The organism is Arthrobacter sp. zg-Y844 (assembly GCF_024385465.1).
Lineage (GTDB): Bacteria > Actinomycetota > Actinomycetes > Actinomycetales > Micrococcaceae > Arthrobacter_B.
On the sequence record NZ_JANFLS010000004.1, the window covers coordinates 24,214 to 45,671 of the forward strand.

At 65.9% G+C, this 21,458-nt stretch carries 21 protein-coding genes; 11 read left to right on the plus strand and 10 right to left on the minus strand.

Annotated features, from left to right (window positions below):
* Positions 1–2: 2 nt before the first annotated feature.
* Positions 3–1,793: an HNH endonuclease signature motif containing protein gene (locus NNX35_RS12555; RefSeq protein WP_255766858.1), complete on the minus strand. Its 1,791-nt coding sequence runs from the start codon at positions 1,791–1,793 to the stop codon at positions 3–5.
* A gap of 257 nt (positions 1,794–2,050) precedes the next feature.
* On the opposite strand from NNX35_RS12555, the gene NNX35_RS12560 reads away from it, so the two are divergent.
* Entirely contained in the window at positions 2,051–2,341 is a 291-nt protein-coding gene (locus tag NNX35_RS12560; RefSeq protein WP_255766859.1) for a hypothetical protein, read from the plus strand.
* A gap of 52 nt (positions 2,342–2,393) precedes the next feature.
* On the opposite strand, the gene NNX35_RS12565 is transcribed toward NNX35_RS12560, so the two are convergent.
* Positions 2,394–2,990 (minus strand): VOC family protein, encoded by a 597-nt coding sequence (locus NNX35_RS12565; protein WP_370647050.1) that lies wholly within the window; start codon positions 2,988–2,990, stop codon positions 2,394–2,396.
* Between NNX35_RS12565 and NNX35_RS12570 the strand changes: the two genes are divergently transcribed.
* Together NNX35_RS12570 and NNX35_RS12575 are read left to right on the plus strand one after the other, a co-directional pair.
* Positions 2,989–3,891 carry a DUF5996 family protein gene (locus NNX35_RS12570; protein ID WP_255766860.1) on the plus strand — a complete coding sequence of 301 codons (903 nt, stop codon included), beginning with the start codon at positions 2,989–2,991 and terminating at the stop codon, positions 3,889–3,891. The two genes, NNX35_RS12565 and NNX35_RS12570, sit on opposite strands and share 2 nt — an antisense overlap.
* Positions 3,892–4,142: 251 nt before the next feature.
* On the plus strand, positions 4,143–4,598 hold the full coding sequence (locus NNX35_RS12575) for a DUF3817 domain-containing protein (protein WP_255766861.1): 456 nt from the start codon (positions 4,143–4,145) through the stop codon (positions 4,596–4,598).
* Between the two features lie 37 nt (positions 4,599–4,635).
* Here NNX35_RS12575 and NNX35_RS12580 read toward each other — a convergent pair whose 3' ends face one another.
* Genes NNX35_RS12580 through NNX35_RS12595 form a run of 4 tightly spaced genes read right to left on the minus strand, consistent with a single transcriptional unit; the run spans position 4,636 to position 8,474 of the window.
* Positions 4,636–5,955 (minus strand): multidrug effflux MFS transporter, encoded by a 1,320-nt coding sequence (locus NNX35_RS12580; RefSeq protein WP_255867954.1) that lies wholly within the window; start codon positions 5,953–5,955, stop codon positions 4,636–4,638.
* A gap of 33 nt (positions 5,956–5,988) precedes the next feature.
* Positions 5,989–6,834, minus strand: coding sequence for an SDR family oxidoreductase (locus NNX35_RS12585; RefSeq protein WP_255867955.1), 846 nt, complete (start codon positions 6,832–6,834; stop codon positions 5,989–5,991).
* Positions 6,835–6,837: 3 nt separating this feature from the next.
* The gene (locus tag NNX35_RS12590) at positions 6,838–7,539 is read right to left on the minus strand and encodes a type 1 glutamine amidotransferase domain-containing protein (protein ID WP_255766864.1); all 702 of its coding nucleotides are present in this window, start codon (positions 7,537–7,539) and stop codon (positions 6,838–6,840) included.
* Positions 7,540–7,583: 44 nt separating this feature from the next.
* Positions 7,584–8,474, minus strand: coding sequence for an aldo/keto reductase (locus NNX35_RS12595; protein WP_255863539.1), 891 nt, complete (start codon positions 8,472–8,474; stop codon positions 7,584–7,586).
* 189 nt (positions 8,475–8,663) lie between these two features.
* On the opposite strand from NNX35_RS12595, the gene NNX35_RS12600 reads away from it, so the two are divergent.
* The 4 genes from NNX35_RS12600 to NNX35_RS12615 all read left to right on the plus strand — a co-directional run bounded on the left by NNX35_RS12600 (position 8,664) and on the right by NNX35_RS12615 (position 13,049).
* Entirely contained in the window at positions 8,664–10,151 is a 1,488-nt protein-coding gene (locus NNX35_RS12600) for an aldehyde dehydrogenase family protein (RefSeq protein WP_255766866.1), read from the plus strand.
* Between the two features lie 21 nt (positions 10,152–10,172).
* Entirely contained in the window at positions 10,173–11,582 is a 1,410-nt protein-coding gene (locus NNX35_RS12605) for an aminomethyl transferase family protein (RefSeq protein ID WP_255766867.1), read from the plus strand.
* Positions 11,583–11,692: 110 nt separating this feature from the next.
* Complete coding sequence (locus NNX35_RS12610) at positions 11,693–12,082, plus strand: VOC family protein (protein ID WP_255766868.1); 390 nt, start codon at positions 11,693–11,695, stop codon at positions 12,080–12,082.
* Between the two features lie 118 nt (positions 12,083–12,200).
* Positions 12,201–13,049, plus strand: a complete 849-nt coding sequence (locus NNX35_RS12615) for an MFS transporter (RefSeq protein WP_255867957.1) — start codon at positions 12,201–12,203, stop codon at positions 13,047–13,049.
* Here the strand turns inward: NNX35_RS12615 and NNX35_RS12620 are convergent.
* Complete coding sequence (locus NNX35_RS12620) at positions 13,046–13,408, minus strand: hypothetical protein (protein ID WP_255867958.1); 363 nt, start codon at positions 13,406–13,408, stop codon at positions 13,046–13,048. The two genes, NNX35_RS12615 and NNX35_RS12620, sit on opposite strands and share 4 nt — an antisense overlap.
* Before the next feature lie 168 nt (positions 13,409–13,576).
* Between NNX35_RS12620 and NNX35_RS12625 the strand changes: the two genes are divergently transcribed.
* Genes NNX35_RS12625 through NNX35_RS12635 form a run of 3 tightly spaced genes read left to right on the plus strand, consistent with a single transcriptional unit; the run spans position 13,577 to position 16,514 of the window.
* Positions 13,577–14,401, plus strand: a complete 825-nt coding sequence (locus NNX35_RS12625) for a (Fe-S)-binding protein (protein WP_255867960.1) — start codon at positions 13,577–13,579, stop codon at positions 14,399–14,401.
* Positions 14,398–15,897 (plus strand): LutB/LldF family L-lactate oxidation iron-sulfur protein, encoded by a 1,500-nt coding sequence (locus NNX35_RS12630; protein WP_255867962.1) that lies wholly within the window; start codon positions 14,398–14,400, stop codon positions 15,895–15,897. The genes NNX35_RS12625 and NNX35_RS12630 overlap by 4 nt, the downstream gene beginning before the upstream one ends.
* A complete protein-coding gene (locus NNX35_RS12635; RefSeq protein WP_255867963.1) occupies positions 15,894–16,514 on the plus strand; it encodes a lactate utilization protein C in 621 nt (206 codons plus the stop codon). Before NNX35_RS12630 ends, NNX35_RS12635 begins: the two co-directional genes overlap by 4 nt.
* 13 nt (positions 16,515–16,527) lie before the next feature.
* Here the strand turns inward: NNX35_RS12635 and NNX35_RS12640 are convergent, their stop codons facing one another.
* Positions 16,528–17,637 (minus strand): alpha/beta hydrolase, encoded by a 1,110-nt coding sequence (locus NNX35_RS12640; RefSeq protein WP_255863531.1) that lies wholly within the window; start codon positions 17,635–17,637, stop codon positions 16,528–16,530.
* Between the two features lie 218 nt (positions 17,638–17,855).
* Positions 17,856–19,262 (minus strand): aminomethyl transferase family protein, encoded by a 1,407-nt coding sequence (locus tag NNX35_RS12645; protein ID WP_255867964.1) that lies wholly within the window; start codon positions 19,260–19,262, stop codon positions 17,856–17,858.
* Positions 19,263–19,565: 303 nt separating this feature from the next.
* On the opposite strand from NNX35_RS12645, the gene NNX35_RS12650 reads away from it, so the two are divergent.
* The gene (locus NNX35_RS12650) at positions 19,566–20,549 is read left to right on the plus strand and encodes an ABC transporter substrate-binding protein (protein ID WP_255867965.1); all 984 of its coding nucleotides are present in this window, start codon (positions 19,566–19,568) and stop codon (positions 20,547–20,549) included.
* Positions 20,550–20,551: 2 nt separating this feature from the next.
* Here the strand turns inward: NNX35_RS12650 and NNX35_RS12655 are convergent, their stop codons facing one another.
* Positions 20,552–21,412 (minus strand): methylenetetrahydrofolate reductase, encoded by an 861-nt coding sequence (locus NNX35_RS12655; protein WP_255863528.1) that lies wholly within the window; start codon positions 21,410–21,412, stop codon positions 20,552–20,554.
* Positions 21,413–21,458 lie beyond the last annotated feature (46 nt).

Sequence of the window (21,458 nt, forward strand, 5' to 3'; positions counted from 1 at the left end):
GCTCAAAACGGCGGTGGGGCTTCAGGAATGTTTTTCTCATGGTCTGTCGTCGCGTGCGCCGTCCCTAGGTCCGGGAGCCGCTGCTTATGATCCGTCCGCGGGTCCGTCGGCTGCTGAGAAACCAAATCGAGAAACGGCTCTGCGCGATAGACTCGGCCGGTCGGCGAAGTCCACTCAATCACCCCGGGGATGGGCTGGCACGCTTTCCAATAGCCCAGAGTCTTGAACCGGTGGTGCCGGCGGCAGAGGTGTTCAAGGTTCCCGTGGTCCGTGGGACCGCCGCGCGCCCAGTCGATGGTGTGGTCGATGTCCGCATTTGCGGTGCTGACCCGGCAGCCGGGAAACCTGCAGGTTCCGTCCCTTGCGCGGAGCCAGCGGCGAAGCCCGGCAGGGACCTTTCTGCGCCGTCCCACGCCCAGGATCTCTCCGGTGTGCGGGTTTTGGGCCAGTCCGGTCCATCCGACGGCGTTGCGGGCCAGTCGGCGGGCTTCTTCGGCGCTGATGGGGCCGTAGCCGTGCAGTTCTGCCGGCTGGTCGTCGGCTCCGAAGAGGGTCTCTGCGCTGATCAGGACCATGATTTCCGCCCTCGGGACGATTCCATCGTCCGGTCCTGTTGGGCGATCGGGTGCGCCCTCCGGGCCGTTGCCAAAGCCGGTTCCGTCCTCGTCCCGGGTGGCTGCGCCAGTGTCATTGCTGGTGTGGCCGGTGCCGGGCCGGGTTCCGGACGCGTCTCGGGAACCGGCCTTGTCTCGGGCTCCGGCAGTCGCGAAAAGTCCCCGGCTGCCGCCCATCAGCAGCTGCGCCAAAATATCGGCACGCAGCTGGTCCGTGGTCCGAGGATCCCCTCCCGCCTGCTCACCCCGCGCCGCAGTGCTGAGAGCGGTATAGATCTGCTGCGCTTCCGCCGCACGCAGATGAGCCGACAGGCAGGACATACCGTCTTCTTCGCGGTCCAGGGTGACCATGCGCTGCTCGAACGCAGTCAGGTGCCTTTTGCTGACCGTCTCCGGGAACGTCTTTTCGCGCAGCCGCCGGGCCTTGGCCGAAAACTGCGCCCGCGTCTGACCCTCCGCAGCCTTCAGCAGGTCGGCCTCGAACCCTGGGAGTTTCTCCGCAGGAACGTTCTGGCACTGCTCCAGGACCACCTGGGCATGCTGGTACGAGAACCGCCCCTCCTCCAGCCCGGTCAGGGTCGCCGTATGGGTGCCGCACAGCTGCCCGGCCTCACTCAACAGCCGCTGACCGGTCACCTGCGGAACATTCAGGATGGCGGCACATTCGGCAGCCGCGAGGCTGAAAGCAATCCCGGGTTTATCCCGCTCCGACGGGTCGAAGAACTTGTCCCGGAAGATTTCCTCCATCCGGTTCAATAGGCGGGACCGCTGCGCCTGTCCCCAGGAAATCAAATGCTCCACCCGGACCAAAGCCTCACCGACCGTGGCTTCGTCAAAGGCTTCGAGGTTCTGCAGGGCCAGTGTGCCGGTGAAACCGTCCGGGTAAGCATCAGCAGTGTCCCCGGCGGCGCGGCTTTCAAAGGCCCCGTTCCGAAAAACCTTTTCCACCGGGTCGGCTTCGGCGGAGAAACCAGAAGGGGCAGCCGTGGAAGTGGAGGCTGGTCCGGTCGTGCCGGCGTCGGGCTTCCCGCCGTCACCGACAGTCACTGCCAGCGCCGCGCAAAACACCGCGAGAGTTACGGGAGAGCAGGACGCCTCCGCGTCACCAGCCGGCCTTGTCGGCGGCTGGTCCATGCCTGGCTCTTCAGTTGTCGGTTCGGTGTTTCCGAGCTGATCCATACCTCAGGATTTCATCCGGCACTGACATTTCCGGGCCCAAACCAGCCCCTAACTGGCCTCCCCGGAAATCGAAAATACCTGTCTTTTCTGCAGCACTACCTACCCCGGGAGCCTGGCTCCGGGAGTGCCCGCCGGAGGAGCCCCAACGCCCCCCCAACGCCTCTCAGCACCGACATCTCAGCACCCAGGTTCGACGGACCACCTGATCATGGCTAAGGTCAGCGGGACCGATACACCGGAGAGAGAGCCGCCCCGCTATGCCGCAAAGTGTTGAAGACGTCCGCGATGAAATCCTTTCGGCCGCTTCTGCCGTCCGAGCCGCAGCGAGGATGGACGACGACGAGTGGCGGAGTGGGCTGGCAAACCGGATTGAGCACATGTTTGCCGGCATTACTGAAGTTTCCGACCTGCGGGAGAGGGCCGCTGACTGCCTGCGCCTGTACGGAGGGATGGGCTCCTTTGCGGACGTCGGCACCGAGGCCATGGCTGGCGCGGTCAACAAGCTGCGCGTGCCTTTGGTCCGTGCGCGCACTTTCGCGTTTGACTAGACAGGCCCGCCCCGCACCGTCGGACCGCCCTGCACCCGGTACGCCGGCAGGATCAGCCCGCAGGCGGTGAAAGGATTTCCACCCGGTTCCCGAACGGGTCCCTGCAATGGAACCGCTCGTAACCCTCGAACGTGTGCCGGTCAGCCCAGGAGACATCGAAGCCGTGCCGCGAGAGCCTGGCTCCCAGTTCCTCGAGTGCATTAGCGGAATCCAGCAGCAGGGCAGGGTGTGCCTTCCTGGCAGGAACAAAGGGGGAGTCCACTCCCAGATGAATCTCCGCGACGACGTCCTCGCCGTCGAACGCCCGGAACCAGCAGCCTCCCCGGCCGGCGAGCGACGGCGGCTTGTCCACCTCAGTCAGTCCCAGTGCCTCACCGTAAAACCGCCGGGCCTGGTCCTCCCCGCCCGTGGGTATTGAAACCTGTACATGGTGCAGCCGCATGAATCCCCCGAGTCCCGACTGATTACAGTAACGGACCTGATTGTGCCAGAAGGTGCCGTTGACCGGCTCCGGGGCGGGTTCCAGACTGGGAGCAGCACGTTCGCCGTCCACCACCGAGCGTCCGCCACCGAAGCCAGCCACCGCCACCGAAGCCACCGAAGCCACCGAGCCACCGCCACCGAGCCCCCGACCGAAGGCGCTTCCCATGGACAAAAACTTCCTGAACTACCCGGACTGGCAGGCCACCGCCGATACCCTGCACCTCTACCTGCAGGTAGCGGGCAAGGTGAAACTGGAGCACAGCTACCCAGAACCGGAATGGGGCCACGTACGGATGCCCCTCACCGTCCAGGGCATCGGGACCGGCATCATGCCGGGACCCGATACGAACTTCGAGATTTACTTCAACCTGCGCCAGCATCATGTGGACGTGCAGAACAGCAACTACATCCGCACCCGGATCGAACTCACCGACGGCCTCAGCGTGGCGGACTTCTACCGTCAACTGATGGGGGCGCTGGAATTCATCGATGCGCCCACGGTCATCAACACCGACCCCCAGGAATTCTACGATCCGGTGCCTTTCGACGCCGACACCAAGCACTCCACTTATGACAAGCACGCGGTGGAACTTTTCCTGGACAACCTGCACTTCGCCCACCGAAGCCTTGGGCAGTTCCTCGGGCCGGTGCGCGGAAAGGTCTTCGCACCGTCGTACTGGTTCGGCACCATGGACCTTTCCGGAACCATCTTCAGCGGACAGTCGGAGCCCTACCCCGGAAACGGCGTGATCGCCGTGAACTGTTTTGATGAACGGTTCTGCGAGTTCGGCTTCTGGCCCGGCGACCCGTCCTCCACCGAACCGGCGTTTTACGTGATGCCTTATCCGTTCCTCTCCAACATCGGCAGCTACGGGACCATGCTGGCTCCGGCCAAGGCAGAATTCCTCACTCGGTCCAGCGAGTTCATCCTCACGCTCAAGGACGCCTTCAGTTATGACGATCCGCAGCAGGCCGTGGTGGACTTCTGCCGAACGAGCTTCGACATAGTGCAACGGTTGGATCCGTGGGACGACATCGACTGGATCACCGAACCGCTGGCTTACTGACGGTAGCCCGGCGGCGCGGCACCCAGACCTCTTACGCCACGCGCGAGCAGCTCGAAAAAGCGCACGCCTGACCCGTCCGGCTTCGGCAGGAGGCTGCCGTGACACGACCCCGAACCCCGGGGCATCGTGTCGCGGCAGCCTTTTCTGTGGCCGGGCATCGACGGCGGTCCCGGGCCCGGGAGCAGATTCGCGCCACCCGCTGGCATGCTGACATACTGTTGGTAAACCCGAAATGAAGGCGGACCCCCTCGATGTCACCCCGCAAACTGTTCCGCACCCTCGCCCTGGCCGAAGCCGTGACCTGGACCCTGCTCCTGATCGGCATGTTCGCCAAGTACGTGCTGGATTTTGAAGCGCTCACGCCCATCTTCGGCGGCCTGCACGGCTTCGTCTTCCTGTCCTACGGCGTGGTCACCCTCTTTGTCTGGGCCAACCAGAAATGGCCGGCCCGCACCGGCATCCTCGGCCTGGCCACCACGGTGATCCCGTGGGCCACCATTCCCTTCGAGAAGTCGGTGGACCGCCGCGGCATGCTGAAGGGCGGCTGGCGGATGGCCCCCGGCGGCGAAGAGCCCACCAACGGCGTGGACCGGATTGCCGCCCTGGTGCTGCGCCGGCCGATCGCCGCCGGGATCGTGGCCCTGGTTGCCGTGGCCGTGGTCTTCAGCGTCCTGCTCTACCTCGGCCCGCCCGTTCAGCTGGGGTAACCGTTCCGCTGGCCCGCCCGTTCAGCTGGGGTAAGCCCTAGGACTCCGTGGCCAGCGGGGCGCCCGGCTCAGCCGGGGCCGCGGGCTCAGCGGCACCGGAACGCAGCCGACGCCGGCCCGGACGGTTGGAGCCGCCGCCGCGGTACGCCGTCGTCGCCGTGGCCAGAATAAGGACAATCAGGGCGGCACAGCCGATGATCACAGAAACCATGGCCATCGCCCCGCCGCCGAGAATGCCGACCAGCGGGCTGATGATCCCGGCCAGGCCCACCTGGAGGGCACCGATCAGTGCCGCGGCACTTCCGGCCATATGCCCGTAGTCGTTCAGGGCGAGTATGGAGGAGTTCGAAGCGATGAAGCCGTGCATCGCCAGGACCAGCCACAATCCGGCGGTCAGGCCGGCGGCGCCGCCCAAGCCGGTCAGCACAATCACCGGCAGCAGGACGGTCAGCCCCAGCAGCAGGACCACGGCCAGCCGCAGGATCCCCATGGGGGAGTAGCGGCCCACGAGCCACGCGTTGAGCTGCGCGGAGATGACCATGCCGACGCCGTTGATCGCGAACACTGCGGCGTACTGTGCCGGGCTGAGGCCGTATTCGTCCTGGAAGACGAACGGCGAACCCACCACGTAACTCATGATCACTGCCATGCCCAGGCCGGGAATGGTGGCCAGCGCCAGGAACTGCCGGTCCTTCAAAAGGACCCGGAAACCGCTGAAGGTGCTGGCGCCGCCCTTGGTCCGGCGCCGTTCCGGCGGCAGCGTTTCGGGCATCCACTTCAGCACGATCGCACCGAGCACAACACCGATCAGTGCCAGCGCCAGGAACACCGCCCGCCAGTTCCACAGGCCTGAAACGGCCTGCCCGATGCTGGGGGCCAGCAGCGGGGCCAGGCCGATGATCAGCATCAGCCGGGAGAGCATCGCGGCGGCGGAGGAGCCGGTGAACCGGTCACGGACCACGGCGAGGGCCACCACGCCGGCGGCGGCGTTGAAGAAGCCCTGCAGCAGGCGCAGCACAATCAGCGCGCCGATGTTGGGAGCCAGGAAGCACAGCAGCGAAACCACCACGTGCAGGGCAATGCCGATGATCAGCGGCAGCCTTCGCCCGAAGCGGTCCGAGAACGGTCCGATGACCAGCTGCCCGACGGCGGCACCGAGCAGGGTGCCCGAGAGCGTGAACTGCGCGGCGGCGGCGCTGGTGTGCAGGTCCTCGGCCACCTCCGGCAGGGCGGGAAGGTACATGTCCGTGGTCACTGCCGGAAGCGCGGCCAGGGCGCCGAGCATCAGGATGTATTTGATGCTCGTGCGGGTTGCGGTGCGGTTTCGTGTTCCGTTTTTGGGCGGGGTATCGCTCACAGGCACTCCTGGTGCGGTTGTGGTTCCTAAATTCTATGGATGGCGTGCGCCGGCACCGGCCAGCACGGCGCGGTAGCCTTCCCGGTACGTGGGGTAGGCGAAGTCGAATCCGGTTCCGCGCAGGCGCCGGTTGCTCAGCCTGCGGTTGCCGCCGCGGCTGCTGGAGGTGTCGCCCGCCGGCGGCAGCTCGCGGCCGAGCTCGGCAGCCAGGAACCCGAGCACTTCGGCCAGCTCCACCGGCTCCATATCCACTCCAACATACAGCGGCGCGGGATGGAAAACCCGGGTGGCCAGATGCACGATGGCCGCGGCTGCGTCGTCCCGGTGGATCCGGTTGGTCAGCTGCGTGCCGGCAGGTACGACGGCGGTTCCGGCGCTCACGGAGTCGATCAGCCGGGTGCGTCCCGGCCCGTAGATGCCGGAAAGCCGCAGCACCACCGCGTCGGGGCGGCGGGCATGCAGCAGCTGTTCGGCCTCAAGGATGACGGCCCCGGTGGCCGACGCCGGGCGGGCCGGGGTTTCCTCGTCCACCTCGCCGCCGTCGGCATCCCCGTACACCGCTGTGGAGGAAACGAACAGGATGCGGCGCGGCTCCACGCCGTCGCGCTCCAGCGCGTCCAGGACGTTGGCGGTGCCGGTGACGTAGGCGGCACGGTAGGCCTCCTCGGTCCGCTGATCGGCGGCCACCGCAATGACGACGACGTCGGTGTCCGCCGGAATGCGCGGCAGGTCGCCTGCCAGATCCACGGTCTGCCCGGTGATCTCCTTCGGCAGTTTCTCCGGGGAGCGCCGCCAGCCGAGCACGGAAAAGCCGGCCGCAGCGAACCGCAGGCCGGCCTCCGTGCCCAGATCGCCGCAGCCGGCGATCAGGACCGTCATGTTCTACTCAGCCAGGGCGGAGATGACGGCCTTGGCCACATCCTCGCTGGACTGGGGGTTCTGGCCGGAAATCAGGTTCCGGTCGCGGACCACGTAGCTGGTCCAGGCGGGACCGGTTTCGATCACGGCGCCCTTGTTCCGCAGCACTTCCTCCACGAACCAGGGGGTGTTCTCCCCGGTGCCGCCGTTAAGCTCTTCCTCGTCCGTGAAGACGGTGAGCTTGCGGCCGGAGAAGATGAATTCGCCGTCCTCGGTTTCGGCGGCCAGCAGGCCGGCCGGGCCGTGGCAGAACGGGGCAATGATCTTGCCCGCGGCATCGGCCGCGATGAGGATCCGGCCCATGTCCTTGTCGAAGGCCAGGTCCGCCATGGGGCCGTGCCCGCCCGGCATGACCACGGCGTCGTACTCTGACATGTCAGCGTCGGCGAGCACCAGCGGCGAGGAGAGCTCGGCGTCAATGTAGGCAATGTACTGGGTGAAGGCAGCGGCCTTTTCCGGGCTGCCGGCGGATTCGGGAGCCAGGCTGACCTGGTCCACGGTGGGCTTCATGCCGCCGGGGGTGGCGATGCGGACGGTGTGTCCGGCTTCGCGCAGCACGCGGTGGGATTCAACCAGTTCCTCGGCCCAGTAGCCGGTGGGGTGTTCGCTGCCGTCCTTCATGGTGAGGGAGTCTGCTGCGGATACAACCATCAGGATATTTGCCATGCGTTCTTTTCTCCTTTGCTTGGCGGGAAAAGCGGAAAGTGTTGTTACTTGGCCGGTGCTGCGGCGGCGCCGGCGGCGTCCAGCTCAGCGAAGGTGGCGTCGTCGAGTGAGATGTCTGCGGCACCCAGGTTGTCCTCGAGGTGCTCGATGGAGCCGGTGCCCGGGATCGGCATCATGACTGGGGAGCGGCGCAGCAGCCAGGCCAGGGCAACCTGCGAGGTGCTGGCGTTCAGGCGCTTCGCTGCTTCGTCCACGGGACCGCCCGGCCGGGCCAGCTCGCCGGCGGAGATCGGGGCCCACGGAATGAAGCCGATGCCGTTGTCCTCGGCGTACTTCAGCACGTCCTCGGAGGAACGGTCGGTGAGGTTGTAGCGGTTCTGCACGGTGGAGACGGTGAAGAACTTCGACGCGGCTTCCAGCTCGGCAACGGAGACCTGGGACAGGCCGAGCGCCTTCACCTTGCCCTCCTGCTGGAGGTCGCGCAGGACGGCGAACTGCTCTTCGGGATCGACCTTGGGGTCGATGCGGTGCAGCTGCAGCAGGTCCAGGGAATCGACCCGCAGCTTGCGCAGCGCGAGTTCGGTCTGCTGGCGCAGGTATTCGGGGCGGCCCACCGGTACCCAGACGTCCGGGCCGGTACGGACGAAGCCGACCTTGGTGGCGATGCGGACGCCGTCCGGGTAGGGGTAGAGCGCCTCGGCGATGATTTCTTCGCTGATGTTCGGTCCGTAGGAGTCTGCGGTGTCAATGAAGTCGACGCCCAGCTCGACGGCGCGGCGCACCACGTCGACGGCGGTTCCGCGGCTTTCCGGCTCGCCCCAGACACCGGGTCCCACAATCCTCATGGCGCCGAAGCCAAGGCGGTGGACAATGCCGAGGTCCTTGAGGTCGATGGTGGGGGACAGGGCGGGAGAGGTTTCCGTCGTATCAGTCATGTAGGCGTCAACAAGGCCTGTCGCCGGGTTTATTCCTCAGCATCCTTACTTAGGTGCCGGCGGCCCCCTTTCGGACCCTGTTGTCCGGACCCCCGCTGTGGGCTACCTTGTACCCACCGTGGCAGGGCATTCGAAGCTTCCGGCCGGCGGATGCAGCAGCAGCAGCAGCAACACAGAGAGGTGTTGGCGATGACGAAGACTTCCGCCCAGGTGGTGACCGGGCTGTACATCAACGGCGAGCCCCGGAGGACGCAGGAAACCCTGGCTGTCGCGGATCCCGCCAGGCCCGGGCAGGTGGCAGGCCACGCAGCGGCCGCAACCCCGGAGGACGTGGCGGACGCCGTCAGCGCCGCGAAGGCGGCCTTTCCCGCCTGGTCGGCGCTGTCCGCGCAGGAACGGGCGGCGCAGATGGCCGACGCGATTGCAGGCATAGCCGACCTGCGGGATGAGGACGCGGCCATCCTGTCCCGGGAGAACGGCAAGATCGTTATGGAGAGCTGGGTGGACGCCCTCGTTTTCGAGCTCCGCTGGCAGCTTGCCCTGTCCCTGGCCGATCAGGTGGACAGCGACGCGATCCTCGAACCGGCGCCGGGCATTCCCGTCACCACCACCGTGTCCTATCAGCCGCTGGGCGTGGTGACCGTGATTGTGCCCTTCAACTGGCCGGTCGCAATCCTCGGCGCATCCCTGCCCCACGCCCTGCTGGCGGGGAACACCGCCATCGTTAAACCGCCGCCCACCGCGCCGCTGGCAACCACCCGGATTGTGCAGCGCGTGGCCGAAAAACTGCCGCCGGGAGTGCTGAACGTCGTCACCGGCCGGGACAGCGACATGTCCGGCCTGATCCGGAACGACGACGTTGCCAAGGTCTGTTTCACCGGCAGCGTCAACGGCGGCAAACGGATTATGGAAATGGCCTCCGGGTCACTGACCCGGGTCACCCTCGAGCTCGGTGGAAACGATGCGGCCATCATCCTGGACGATGCACTGCTGGATGACACCCGGCTGGACCGGCTGCATGCCGCGGTCTTCGATACAACGGGCCAGATCTGCATGAACGCCAAGCGGATCTACGTTCACCGCTCCCGCATCGACGAACTGGTGCAGGGACTGTCCGCCCGGTTGGAAAACGCCGTCATCGGCTACGGCCTCGACGAAGGAACAACCATGGGGCCGCTGCATTCACCGGCGCAGAAGGCCTTTGTGGCAGACCTGATCGAGGAGGCAGAGGCCGCCGGCGCCGAGGTCCGCCGGTTCGGCACCCTTCCCACGGATCCGGACCTGCGGGACGGCAACTTCCTGCGCCCGGCGCTGGTCCTTGATCCGCCGCCGGAACTGCGGGTGGTCACCGAGGAGCAGTTCGGGCCCGTGATTCCAATCATTCCGTTTGATTCCGAAGACGAAGCCGTTACCTGGGCGAACGACAGCTGGGCGGGGCTCTGCGGCTCGGTCTGGACCGAGGATCCGGCAAGGGCGAACGCGGTCGGTTCGCGCCTGGCCTGCGGCTACGTGTGGGTCAACGACCACGGAGCAACCCGTCTGGACCTTCGCGCCCCGTTCGGCGGCATGAAGCAGTCCGGTATGGGCCGTGAACAGGGAATCCAGGGCGTCCGGGCTTTCCAGGACACCCGATCCATTGCCCACCTTGACGAAGTTGCAGCCGCGGCTGCCCACTGAGGCCCACGAAAGGAACCGAATATGTCCCCCAATTCCCTGCAGGAGGTTCTGGACGCGTCCGGAAACGCCGTGGATTACCTGCGCAATGTGCAGGTGGGCGCCTACGTTTACCCGGTCGTCGCTGCGGAGTTCACCAACTGGCGCAACGAGGTCCGGGCCTGGCGCGAATCGGCAGTGCTGTTTGACCAGTCCCACCACATGGACAACCTGAGCATCTCCGGACCCGGAGCCCTGCAGCTGATGTCCGATACCGCCATCAACTCGATGGCGAACTTTCCCGTCGGCAGGGCCAAGCAATATGTTCCGGTCACCCCCTACGGACACGTCATCGGGGACGGAATCCTGTTTCGGGAAGCGGAGACTGAATTCGTCTTTGTCGGCCGCTCGCCTGCCGTGAACTGGCTGCTCTACAACGCGGAACAAGGCGGATACGACGTCGAGCTGAAGACCGACCGGCGCTCGCCGTCACGCCCCATGGGAAAACCCGTATTCCGGGACTACTGGCGGCTGCAGATCCAGGGACCCCGCGCCTGGGACGTCATCGAGAAAGTGAACGGCGGCCCGCTGGAGCAGCTGAGATTCTTCAGCATGTCCCATATGAACGTGGGCGGAACCCGGGTACGGACCCTGCGCCACGGCATGGCGGGAGCGCCCGGCCTGGAACTCTGGGGTCCGTACGAGGACTACGACCGGATCCGGGACACCATCCTCAGCGCCGGCGCGGAGTTCGGGCTTGAACCTGCCGGCGCGCGCGCCTACTCCTGCAACACCCTCGAATCCGGGTGGATCCCCTCACCCCTGCCCGGCATTTACAGCGGGGAACAGCTGGCAGGCTACCGCCGCTGGCTGGGCGCCGACAGCTTCGAAGCTCACTCCGCCGTGGCCGGGTCCTATCTGCCGGACTCAGTCGAGGGGTACTACACCACCCCCTGGGAACTGGGCTACGGATCCTTCATCAAGTTCGATCACGACTTCATCGGCCGGGACGCGCTGGAGGCCATGGACCCGCAGGCCCAGCGCCGGAAGGTCACGCTGGCCTGGGACGGCGACGACGTGGCAACCATCCACGCCTCGATGTACCAACAAGAGGAACTGCCCTACAAGTTCTTCGACCTGCCCAATGCCAACTACGGTGCCTCGAATTTCGACACGGTTCTGGACGACTCGGGCCGGGTGGTGGGCATTTCCATGTTCACGGGTTACAGCTGGAATGAGAAGCGTCCGCTTTCGCTGGCCGTGGTGGACCCGGACGTGGAGATCGGGTCGCGGCTGTCGGTGGTCTGGGGCGAACCGGACGGCGGGACCCGGAAATCGTCGGTGGAACCGCACCGGCAATACAACGTCGGCGTGGACGTCAGCCCGGTGCCGTACTCCGAAGTGGTCCGCCGAACGTACACGGACGGCGGCTGGCGGAAAGCGGCGACGGTCTAGCCGGTACCGGTGCGACGGACAGCTGCGGTCCGGACTGGCCTGCCGGACGAGGACAGAAGCTGTCCGCAGCACCGTTCCACGCCGACGTCGGCGGCCCTAGCGTGAAGGCCATGGACTGGAAAATTGAACTAGTGCCCGTGCCGGTGTCCGACGTCGACGCCTCCAAGAACTTCTACGTAAACCAGGTGGGTTTCAACGCCGACCACGACGAACGCATCGATGAAAGCCTGCGCTTTGTGCAGCTGACTCCGCCCGGGTCTGCCTGCTCGGTGGTGATCGGTCCCGGCACCACCGACATGGTCCCCGGTACCCAGCGGATCCAGGTGGTGGTTCCCAGCGCGGCCGATGCCCGGCAGCACCTCGTGGACCACGGCGTGGCCGCCAGCGAGATCACCCCGCTGGACTGGGGAACGTTCGTTTACTTCAGCGATCCGGACGGCAATCAGTGGTCGCTGCAGGAAATGCCGGAGATCCCGCCCACCCTGCCGTCACAGCTGTAGGGCAGGCCTGCCCGCCGTCCGGCAGGCGCTGACACCTGCCGCGCTTGACCTCAACCGCACTTGAGCTTGTTGACTTCGAGCAGCACATCCGGAATCAACATCCTCAAGGAGCATTACTTTGCAGGCCGAACACAAGGTCAACACCGGGCGCGACCGCGCCGGTTTCTGGTCCCGCCGTTACCTCCCGACCAATGTAGGGCTCTTTACCCTTGCCTTCCTGTTTGCCTTCGAATCCCTCGCCGTGGGCACGGTCATGCCGGTGGTTGCACGGGAGCTGGACGGGCTGTCCCTCTACGGCCTGGCCTTCGGTGCGCCGATGGCCACCGCCGTCGTCACCATTGCGCTGGCCGGCGGCTGGACCGACGCGCGGGGACCCGCCCCGGCGCTGCGGACCGGCGTCGTCCTGTTTTCCGTGGGCATTGCCGCCGCAGCACTGGCGCCGTCCATGGTGATGCTGGTCCTTGGCCGGTCGCTGCAGGGACTGGGGGCAGGACTGGGGCTGCTGCTGACCGTCTCGGCAGTGGCCTGGTTCGCCGGATCGCTGGCCGCGGCCAATCTGGCGGTCCTGGCGAACAAGGTGGCGAGGGTCCGTTTGGGGGCACTCTTCCTGGCCGTAGGCATCGGTGCGGCGGCATGGAGCGTGGACCCCCAGATGAGTATCCTGCTGCCCGTGCTGGGCTGGGCAGTTGCGGGTGCCGGCATCGGGATGGCGTTTCCCACCTTGTCGGTACTGATGCTGGACTTTTCCGCCGAGGGGGAGGAAGGCACCAACAGTTCTTCCCTGCAGGTCAACGACAACCTGGTGCAGTCGCTGTGGCTGGCTCTGGGCACGGTGGCTTTTGCCCTGATGCTGCCGGTGACGCCGCTGGGTGCGTTCATCGGAGCCTTTGCCAGTGCCGCCGGCCTGGCCGCCGCAGCGCTGGCCCTATCGGGGCGGCTGGCATCGCCTCGGTCCGCGCGGTCCTAGAGCTCGGCGGCTACGGCGTTCAGGACCTCGGCCAGGTCCGCTTTGCCCTGGCCCCAGTCCATCAACGTGGTGGGAACCGCCGGTGTACTCGTGGCCACCACGCGCGTAGTGCCGGCGTCCACCGGTTCAAAGGTGAGCACAATGTTGGATCCGTAGGATTTCCAGGTCATTCCGACCGAAAACTCGGCCCGTTCCTGCCACACCCCGGTGAGGGTCATCTTGGGTAACCGGTGTGCGGCCCGCTCGACGGCGGGCGGCAGGGCAGCCACAGGTGCGGAGATCACCAGTTCGCCCCGGCCGCGGGCGCGCTTGGAGGTTATGTCGAGACTGATTGTTTTTGCATTCCCCATGTTCGTCATGCAACAGAGAATAGCGCAGCGGTGATTGCCCTGCGGGAGGCCGGGAGGGAGGGTGCTGGGGGCCGATCGCGAACTTCACCCGCAGCAGGCATATCAATCGACGGAGTTATATTGAAAGATGGTTCCACCCGAGGAGGTGCAGCGCCGCACTTCCGCTGAAAGGCAGCCATGAAGATTGCTTTGTTCGCCACCTGCATTGTGGACGCCATGTATCCCTCCACGGCCCGTGCCACGGTCTCCATCCTGGAACGGCTGGGGCACGACGTCGTGTTCCCGGCCGGCCAGGCCTGCTGCGGGCAGATGCATCTCAACTCCGGGTACTTCCCGGAAGCGGTGCCCGTGGTCCGCAACCACGTAGAGGCTTTTGAGGCAGAGGAGTACGACGTCGCCGTGGCGCCGTCGGGCTCCTGCGTCGCCTCGGTGAAACACCAGCACGCAATGCTGGCCCGATCCGTGGGCGATCCGGACCTCGAATCCCGGGCCGCCGCAGTCGGCGCACGGACCTACGAACTCTCCGCCCTGCTGACCGATGTCCTGGGCGTGACGGACGCCGCTGCGCAGCTGGGCTCCTGGTATCCGCACCGGATCACCTACCACCCCAGCTGCCACGGCATGCGGCTGCTGCGGCTGGGGGACCGGCAGGCGAACCTGCTGCGCACAGTGGAAGGCCTGGAACTGGAACCGCTGCCCGAAGCCGACCAATGCTGCGGCTTCGGCGGGACGTTCTCGCTCAAGAACGCGGACGTCTCCTCGGCCATGCTGGCGGACAAAAACGCGAATATCGCCGCCACCGGCGCGGAACTCTGTACCGGCGGCGACGCCTCCTGCCTCATGCACATTGGCGGGGGCCTCTCCCGCGAAGGCAGCAGCATCACAACCCTGCACTTCGCGGAGATCCTCGCCAGCACGCACGACCACCCGGCACCGCCGCCGGGTGCCGGGCAGGACAGAGCCCGGAGCACCGCTCGCCTCACGGGAAAGGCCGGACAATGAGTTCCACGTATCTGGGCATGCCGGCGGTTCCGGTTTTCGGCAGCGGCAACCTGCACACCACTGAGCCCTTTCCGGTCGCAGCGCGGCGGGAACTGGACAACGCGCAGCTGCGTGCCAACCTCGGCCACGCCACCCACACCATCCGGGACAAGCGGCTGCGCGTGGTGGCCGAACTGCCGGACTGGGAGGAACTGCGCGAAGCCGGCAGTGCCACTAAGGCCGCTGTCATGGCGCGGCTGCCCGAACTGCTTGAGCAGTTCGAGGGGAACTTCACCGCACGCGGCGGCGTCATCCACTGGGCGCGGGACGCCGCGGAAGCCAACAAAATAGTGCGGGACCTGATCCGCGACGCCGGCGCGGACGAAGTGGTCAAGGTCAAATCCATGGCCACCCAGGAAATAGGCCTCAACGAATACCTCGAAGAGCACGGCATTTCCGCGTTCGAAACCGATCTGGCGGAGCTGATTGTCCAGCTGGACCATGACAAGCCCAGCCACATCCTGGTGCCGGCCATCCACAAGAACCGCAGCCAGATCCGGGACATCTTCCTGCGCGAGATGCCGGATGTTGATCCGGACCTCACCGACACCCCGGCCCGGCTGGCCGAAGCGGCGCGGCTGCACCTGCGCCGGAAGTTCCTTTCCGCGAAGGTGGCCATCTCCGGCGCGAACTTTGCCCTGGCCGACACGGGCACGCTCGCCGTCGTCGAATCCGAAGGCAACGGCCGGATGTGCCTGACCCTCCCGGAAACCCTGATCACCGTGATGGGCGTGGAGAAGCTGCTGCCCTCGTGGACGGACCTGGAGGTGTTTATGCAGCTGCTGCCCCGTTCCTCCACGGGGGAGCGGATGAACCCCTACACCTCCCTCTGGACCGGAGTCACGGCAGGCGACGGGCCGCAGAACGTGCATCTGGTGCTGCTGGACAACGGGCGCAGCGCGGCGCTCGCGGATGAGCGAGGGCGTTCGGCCCTGCACTGCATCCGCTGCAGCGCCTGCATGAACGTCTGCCCGGTGTACGAGCGCACCGGCGGGCACGCCTACGGCTCCACCTACCCCGGACCTATCGGGGCGATCATTTCGCCGCTGCTGACCGGGATCACCTCCGAAGAGAACGCGTCCCTGCCGTACGCCTCCTCGCTCTGCGGCGCCTGCTACGACGCGTGTCCGGTGAAGATCAACATTCCGGAAATCCTGGTGCACCTGCGCTCCGAGGATGTTCAGAGCCGCCGCGGGACGAAGAAGGTGCCGGGGCAGATGGACGTTGCCATGAAGGCAGCGTCCTGGATGATGGGCTCGGGGCGGCGGATGGCCCTGGTGGAGAAGGCCCTGCCGTTGGGAAAGCTGGCGGCCGGACCGGATAGGAAAATCAAGAAGCTTCCCGGCCTCGCCGCCGGGTGGACCAGGAGCCGTGACATTCCGGCTCCGCCTGCGCAGTCCTTCCGGGACTGGTGGGCCAAAGAGCACGAAGACACTGCGTCGAAAGAGCAAGCATGAGCGCCCGTACGGAAATCCTGGACCGGCTGCGGTCCGCCCTCCACGATGCCCCGGAAGCACCGGAAATCCCACGGAAGTACCGGCACAACTCCGGCATGAACGAGGACGAACTCATCGAACTGCTCAGCGACCGGCTGTTGGATTACAAGGCCGGCGTCAGCGTGGTGGATGAAGCATCCGTGCCAGCCCGGGTGGCCGAACTGCTGGCAGGGGAGACTTCCTATGTGGTTCCCGCGGGACTCGATGAACGCTGGACGGCGCTGGCACCGGGACGGGTGGTGGATTCACCGGAGGAGCCGCTGAGCGTGGAGGAGCTGGACGGCATTGACGCGGTAGTGACCGGCTGCGCGGCGGCGGTGGCGGAAACCGGCACCATCATCCTGGACGGCAGCCCGGGGCAGGGCCGGCGGGCGTGTTCACTGGTCCCGGACCACCACGTGTGCCTGGTCCGGGCCCGGGACATCGCCGGTGTGCTTCCCGAAGCGGTGCGGCGCCTGGACGTCACCCATCCGCTGACCTGGATCAGCGGTCCGAGTGCCACCAGCGACATCGAACTGCAGCGGGTGGAAGGCGTGCACGGGCCGCGGCGACTGGACGTGGTGATCATCCGGTCCTGACCTTGCAGCCCGGCTAGGCGGCGAGCAGCCCCTTCGTGCGGGACAGGTCCTCCAGGAGGTCCTTGCCCCGGGAGATCACCTTCTGCGGCGGCTGCCCGGGCAGGGCGGATACGCCCGTCACGTCCGCCAGGAAGGCAACCGTCGAGTGCAGCGATTCCATCGCCTCGGGGCGGTGCAGCTGGAACTGATACTCGTGTCCCAGCCTTGGCTTGTACTCCTTTGGCCAGAACCTGCGGCGTACGGGCACCCCGAGGTCCTGGAGCCGGTCTGCCAGGGGCATCGACTGCTCGCGGGTCAGGTTGTCGCCGTTTCCACCGGAAATATAGGTGGGCGGAAAGCGGTGATCCACGTGTTTCGGGATGCACATGTGGTCTGCGGCAGGGGTGGCTGCCCAGTTCCTGGACCCCGTGTAGGCCCACAGGGCTTTCCGGAGTCCCCAGCCCACCGGCCCGGCCATGCGGGCCACGGATTCCAGATCGAAGACTCCGCAGTTCAACACGATTCCGCACAGCTGCCCGGGGCCCGCCGCAGGAATAACCCCTGTGTCCCGGGCGTACTCCGGGTTGGTGATGACCAGGGCCAGCTGTGCGGCCAGCTGAGCGCCGGCGGAATCGCCGGCCAGCACAATCCGGTCGGGATCCAGCCCGTAACGGTCCGCGCGTTCGCGGATGAAGCCCAACGCAGTGTTGAGCTCTTTCACCGCGGTCGGATAGACGGCTTCGGGTGAGATCGAATACCCAACCCCCAATACGGCGTAACCGTATCCGGCGAGGACCTTGAGATACGGCGCCACATCTTCCTTGGAGCCGGAAATCCATGCACCGCCGTGGATCCACATCACCACCGGGAGCGGTTTCCGGGCCGGATCGTCGGGAAGGAACAGGTCAAGGGAGGGTTTGCCGGCGGACCCCAGATAACGCAGGTCCCGGTGTCTGGTCACTGTGAACCGGGGGATATGGGGAAGGACCTTCTTCACCGGGACCTTGCCTGCACCGGCGAAAACCCCGCGAATGAGCAGTGCAGCCGGCCGGGGACCCCGCTGCAGCACGGCAGCGGCACTGATACCGGCAGCGGCGACCGCCCCGGCCAGGAGCCCCGCCGCAGTAAGCGAGGAGAGCTTCATCCTCTTAAGTTAAATCCCCGGAAACCGGCCCCTTTCGGCGGGTTCCGCGCCATTGAGCGGCTCAGGGCCGGCAGCTGCGAGGAATCTCATGGCCGGTGGTGTTGGACGGCACTGCGGGGACGCGCTGTCCGGATTCCGGGCAGCGTGCCCAGGCGTGCCGGACGCTGCAGCGGGTTCCGTAAGGTCCCCGGCATCTGCAGCGCCCGGCGCGTCCCTTCTCAGGCCGGGCTGTTCCCCGTCCGCCAGCCGCCCTTGTACTCCTTGCGGACCGTTTCGGAGAACGGCACCGGACTCACGGTTGCGCGCACATCAAGCTGCCGGTGCGGTTCCACCGTTGTCTTGGCGCTGCCGCCGTCGGGCTCGCCCCAGACCACCCGGAGTTCGGCACCCAGGGGCACCGACGGATCCACCGTTGCCAGCGAGAGGCCGCGGCGCTCGTTCGCCGAGTACCCGGTGAACATGGAGAGGCCCACTACGTTCCCGTCCGCATCGATAACCGAGTCGTAGTTGGAGGATCCGTAGTTGGCCAGCGGAAGGTCAAAGTGCTTGTAGGGTTCCTCCGTGCCCAACGGAGAGGCCAGGATCTTCCCCAGGTCTTCGGCGTTCCAATCCAGCGTCACTTTGCGGCGCTGTGCCGACGGGTCCATCTGTTCCAGGGCCTCCCGGCCAATGAAGTCGTGGTCGAACTTCACGAAGGACCCGTAGCCCAATTCCCACGGGGTCAGGTAGTAGTCCTCGATGTTCGGGCTGACAAAGCTGCCTGCAATGGCGTTGGAAGCTTCGTAGCTGTCCGCTCCCAGCCACTCCCTGTACGGCCGCAGCTCCTCACCCGTGTAGATGGCCGGCAGCGGAGAAGGGATCCAGCCGGACTCGAGCGTATTGGACGGATAGGCGCGGGCGCCGACGGCGGCCATCCCGTACTCCGCGCCGACGTCCATGATGGTGTCCCGCACTTTCTCGTAGGACCCGTAATCGCCCCAGATCTCCAGCCCCGGAGCTCCGGCCATGCCGTGGCGAAGCGTCCGAACCCGTTCGCCCGCAATCGTCATATGGTCCATGTTGAAGAATTTCAGCTGCTCCACCGAGGAGCCGTTCAGCTTCTCGATGATCTGCCAGGCATTGGGGCCCTGGATCTGGAACCGCCAGTAGCGTCGGGATACCGGACGGCCCATCGGCCGTGAGGGGGAACGCCGGTCGACCTGCACCTCGAGGTCATAGTCCCCGGTTTCTGCGTTGAACAGCAGCCAGTTTGCCGCGGGCGCGCGTCCCACGTAGATGTATGCGTCGTCGTCCTCGTGGAAGAGGATGCCGTCACCGATCACATGGCCTGACGGGCCGGTGGGGACATACTGTTTCGCCTTGTTGACCGGAAAATTCGCCACGCTGTTGACCGCGGTGTCGGAGATCAGTTTCAGGGCGTCCGGGCCCTTGATGAACAAGTTGTCCATATGGTGGGACTGGTCAAACAGCACGGCCGTCTCGCGCCAGGCCCGCTGTTCGCTGCGCCAGTTGCTGAACTCCGGCGCCACGACGGGATAGATGTACGCCCCGATCTGGGAATTACGGAGTCGATCCACAACATTTCCGCTCGAATCCAGAACGTCCTGCAGATTCTTAGGTGCCACGTTGAACCTCTTCTTCGCTGGGATAATGGAACGCTTTTCTCCGCAAGCCGCGCCTCCGCCGGCGGACCACGGAATCCACTTGCCGTCCCTCGCCCACCCGCGGAGAAGCAGCACGGATTGACCTGACCCTAGGGCCATCTTCGAGTGCTGTCGAGAGTCGACACCCGGAGCCCCCGGCGGCAGGGTTCCCGCGGCCCGCCGAATACCTCGCTGGCCGAGCAGGCTAAACACGGCTAGGGTGCAGCTACCGACAGGGCGGCCGGGACCTGGCTTGCCTCCGGCTAGTGAAAACTGGAGGGCACGATGAGGAAAACCGGTGTTGCTGCGGTCCTGGCAGCGGGCCTATTGGGCCTTACGGGATGCGGCGGAGGTTCGCCGTCGTCCGAGACTGAAAACGAAACCGGAGCCAGCGAGGACCTGGTGTCCATAGAAGTGGGGGTCATTCCCATTGTGGACGTGGCGCCGATCTACCTGGGGGTGGAGCAGGGATTCTTCGAGGACGAAGGCTTGGAACTGACCCTGACGCTTGCGCAGGGCGGCGCGGCGATTGTCCCGGCAGTCACCTCGGGACAGATGGCGTTCGGCTTCTCCAACGTAACCTCCATGATCGTGGGTAAGTCCAAGGGCCTGCCGCTCCAGATGGTGGCCCCGGGCGCCAGCACCACCGGCGACGTCGATGCGGATTTCGCGTCGGTGATGACGCTTCCCGGCAGCGGGATCGAGGAGATCGAGGACCTGGCCGGCAAGCGGGTGGGCGTGAATACGCTGAACAACATTTCAGACTCCACCATTTCCGAAGCAGTGAAGCAGGCCGGCGGTGACTACGAGAGCATCGAGTTTGTCGAGATGCAGTTTCCCGACATGCCGGCCCAGCTCGATGGCGGCAACGTGGACGCCATTGCCGCAGTGGAACCCTTTGTGACCATCACCGAGGCGCAGGGCGCCGTTCCGGTGTTCTCGAACTACGCGGAGCCCATCAAGGACCTCACCGTGGCCGTTTATTTCACCTCGGACCAGTACGCGCAGGAGAACCCGGAGACCGTGGAGAAGTTTGTCCGTGCCATGACGGCTTCGCTGGAATATGCCGATCAGAATCCTGACGAGGTACGCGCCGTCCTGCCGAGCTACACCTCGCTGGAACCCGACGTCATCGAGGAGTTGACCCTGCCCAGGTACTACGGCGAGATCAACCAGGATTCGCTGGAGGAGGTCATGCGCATCTCGCTCGACCGCGGACTAATCGAGGAGGAACCTAATCTGGAAGAGCTCCTGCCACGGTCCGGGTGAGTTCAGCGGCGGTACCCATGTACCCAATCCGCCGTAGCCTTGATCCCGCCGAAGGTGTAGAAGTGCAGCCGGACATCACCGTGGACTGCGGGTGAAAGAGCCTCGGCCAGGTCCTGGATGAACCGGTCCGGGCCTGCCGTGCCCAGCAGATTGGTCAGGGAAAACCCGTACTTGTGGGCGATCCCGGCCGAGGAGGAAACCCCGAACCGGCGGGCGTAACCGAGGAGGCGCTTCACGCCGGCGGGTCCGGGGACGCCGATCCGGACGGGTGCACTCACTCCGCGGCTGCGGAGTTCCTCCAGCCAGGCAAGGACAGGAGCCACGTCGAAGCCGAACTGCGTGGTGATCGAAGCGTCCAAACCGGTCTCATCCAGCGCCTGGATCTTGTCTTCCAGGGCGGTCCAGAGGGTGTCGGTACCAATGTCCGGATGACCCTCGGGATAGCCGCTGATGCTCACTGCCCGGACACCGTGCCCGGGCAGCAGTCCGCTGCGGATCACGGACAATGCGTCCGGAAAGGGGCCGAGCGGGGACACCGGGTCTCCGCCGACCACAAAAAGCTCACGCGTTGCGTCCGCTTCCTCGAGTGCCACCAGGAACTTGCCGAGGTCTTCCCGGGATTCCAGCCGCCGCGCGGAAATATGCGGAACGGGAACGAATCCGCCGGCCCGGACGGCCGCAGCGGCGGCGACGCGCATCGGGAGGTCCTCATTACCCAGGAACGTGACGTTGATCCGCGTCCCCGAGGGAATGGAAGGCTGCGCTTCCTGGAGTGCGCCAATGTCCTTCCCTGTCATCTCGAGCGAAAAATCCGCGAGTAGCTGCGCGGGGGCGGAAGGCGTTTCGGCGGGGTCCGGAGTCATGCGCGTTACCCTAGCGACCGCGGAAACCGGTGTCCATGGTTCCGCT

Excerpts from the sequence above, each read along its gene's own strand:
- NNX35_RS12555 (WP_255766858.1), bottom strand. The coding sequence starts at position 1,793 with ATGGATCAGCTCGGAAACACCGAACCGACAACTGAAGAGCCAGGCATG.
- NNX35_RS12560 (WP_255766859.1), top strand. The coding sequence starts at position 2,051 with ATGCCGCAAAGTGTTGAAGACGTCCGCGATGAAATCCTTTCGGCCGCT.
- NNX35_RS12570 (WP_255766860.1), top strand. The coding sequence starts at position 2,989 with ATGGACAAAAACTTCCTGAACTACCCGGACTGGCAGGCCACCGCCGAT.
- NNX35_RS12565 (WP_370647050.1), bottom strand. The coding sequence starts at position 2,990 with ATGGGAAGCGCCTTCGGTCGGGGGCTCGGTGGCGGTGGCTCGGTGGCT.
- NNX35_RS12575 (WP_255766861.1), top strand. The coding sequence starts at position 4,143 with ATGTCACCCCGCAAACTGTTCCGCACCCTCGCCCTGGCCGAAGCCGTG.
- NNX35_RS12585 (WP_255867955.1), bottom strand. The coding sequence starts at position 6,834 with ATGACGGTCCTGATCGCCGGCTGCGGCGATCTGGGCACGGAGGCCGGC.
- NNX35_RS12590 (WP_255766864.1), bottom strand. The coding sequence starts at position 7,539 with ATGGCAAATATCCTGATGGTTGTATCCGCAGCAGACTCCCTCACCATG.
- NNX35_RS12595 (WP_255863539.1), bottom strand. The coding sequence starts at position 8,474 with ATGACTGATACGACGGAAACCTCTCCCGCCCTGTCCCCCACCATCGAC.
- NNX35_RS12600 (WP_255766866.1), top strand. The coding sequence starts at position 8,664 with ATGACGAAGACTTCCGCCCAGGTGGTGACCGGGCTGTACATCAACGGC.
- NNX35_RS12605 (WP_255766867.1), top strand. The coding sequence starts at position 10,173 with ATGTCCCCCAATTCCCTGCAGGAGGTTCTGGACGCGTCCGGAAACGCC.
- NNX35_RS12610 (WP_255766868.1), top strand. The coding sequence starts at position 11,693 with ATGGACTGGAAAATTGAACTAGTGCCCGTGCCGGTGTCCGACGTCGAC.
- NNX35_RS12620 (WP_255867958.1), bottom strand. The coding sequence starts at position 13,408 with ATGACGAACATGGGGAATGCAAAAACAATCAGTCTCGACATAACCTCC.
- NNX35_RS12625 (WP_255867960.1), top strand. The coding sequence starts at position 13,577 with ATGAAGATTGCTTTGTTCGCCACCTGCATTGTGGACGCCATGTATCCC.
- NNX35_RS12630 (WP_255867962.1), top strand. The coding sequence starts at position 14,398 with ATGAGTTCCACGTATCTGGGCATGCCGGCGGTTCCGGTTTTCGGCAGC.
- NNX35_RS12635 (WP_255867963.1), top strand. The coding sequence starts at position 15,894 with ATGAGCGCCCGTACGGAAATCCTGGACCGGCTGCGGTCCGCCCTCCAC.
- NNX35_RS12640 (WP_255863531.1), bottom strand. The coding sequence starts at position 17,637 with ATGAAGCTCTCCTCGCTTACTGCGGCGGGGCTCCTGGCCGGGGCGGTC.
- NNX35_RS12650 (WP_255867965.1), top strand. The coding sequence starts at position 19,566 with ATGAGGAAAACCGGTGTTGCTGCGGTCCTGGCAGCGGGCCTATTGGGC.
- NNX35_RS12655 (WP_255863528.1), bottom strand. The coding sequence starts at position 21,412 with ATGACTCCGGACCCCGCCGAAACGCCTTCCGCCCCCGCGCAGCTACTC.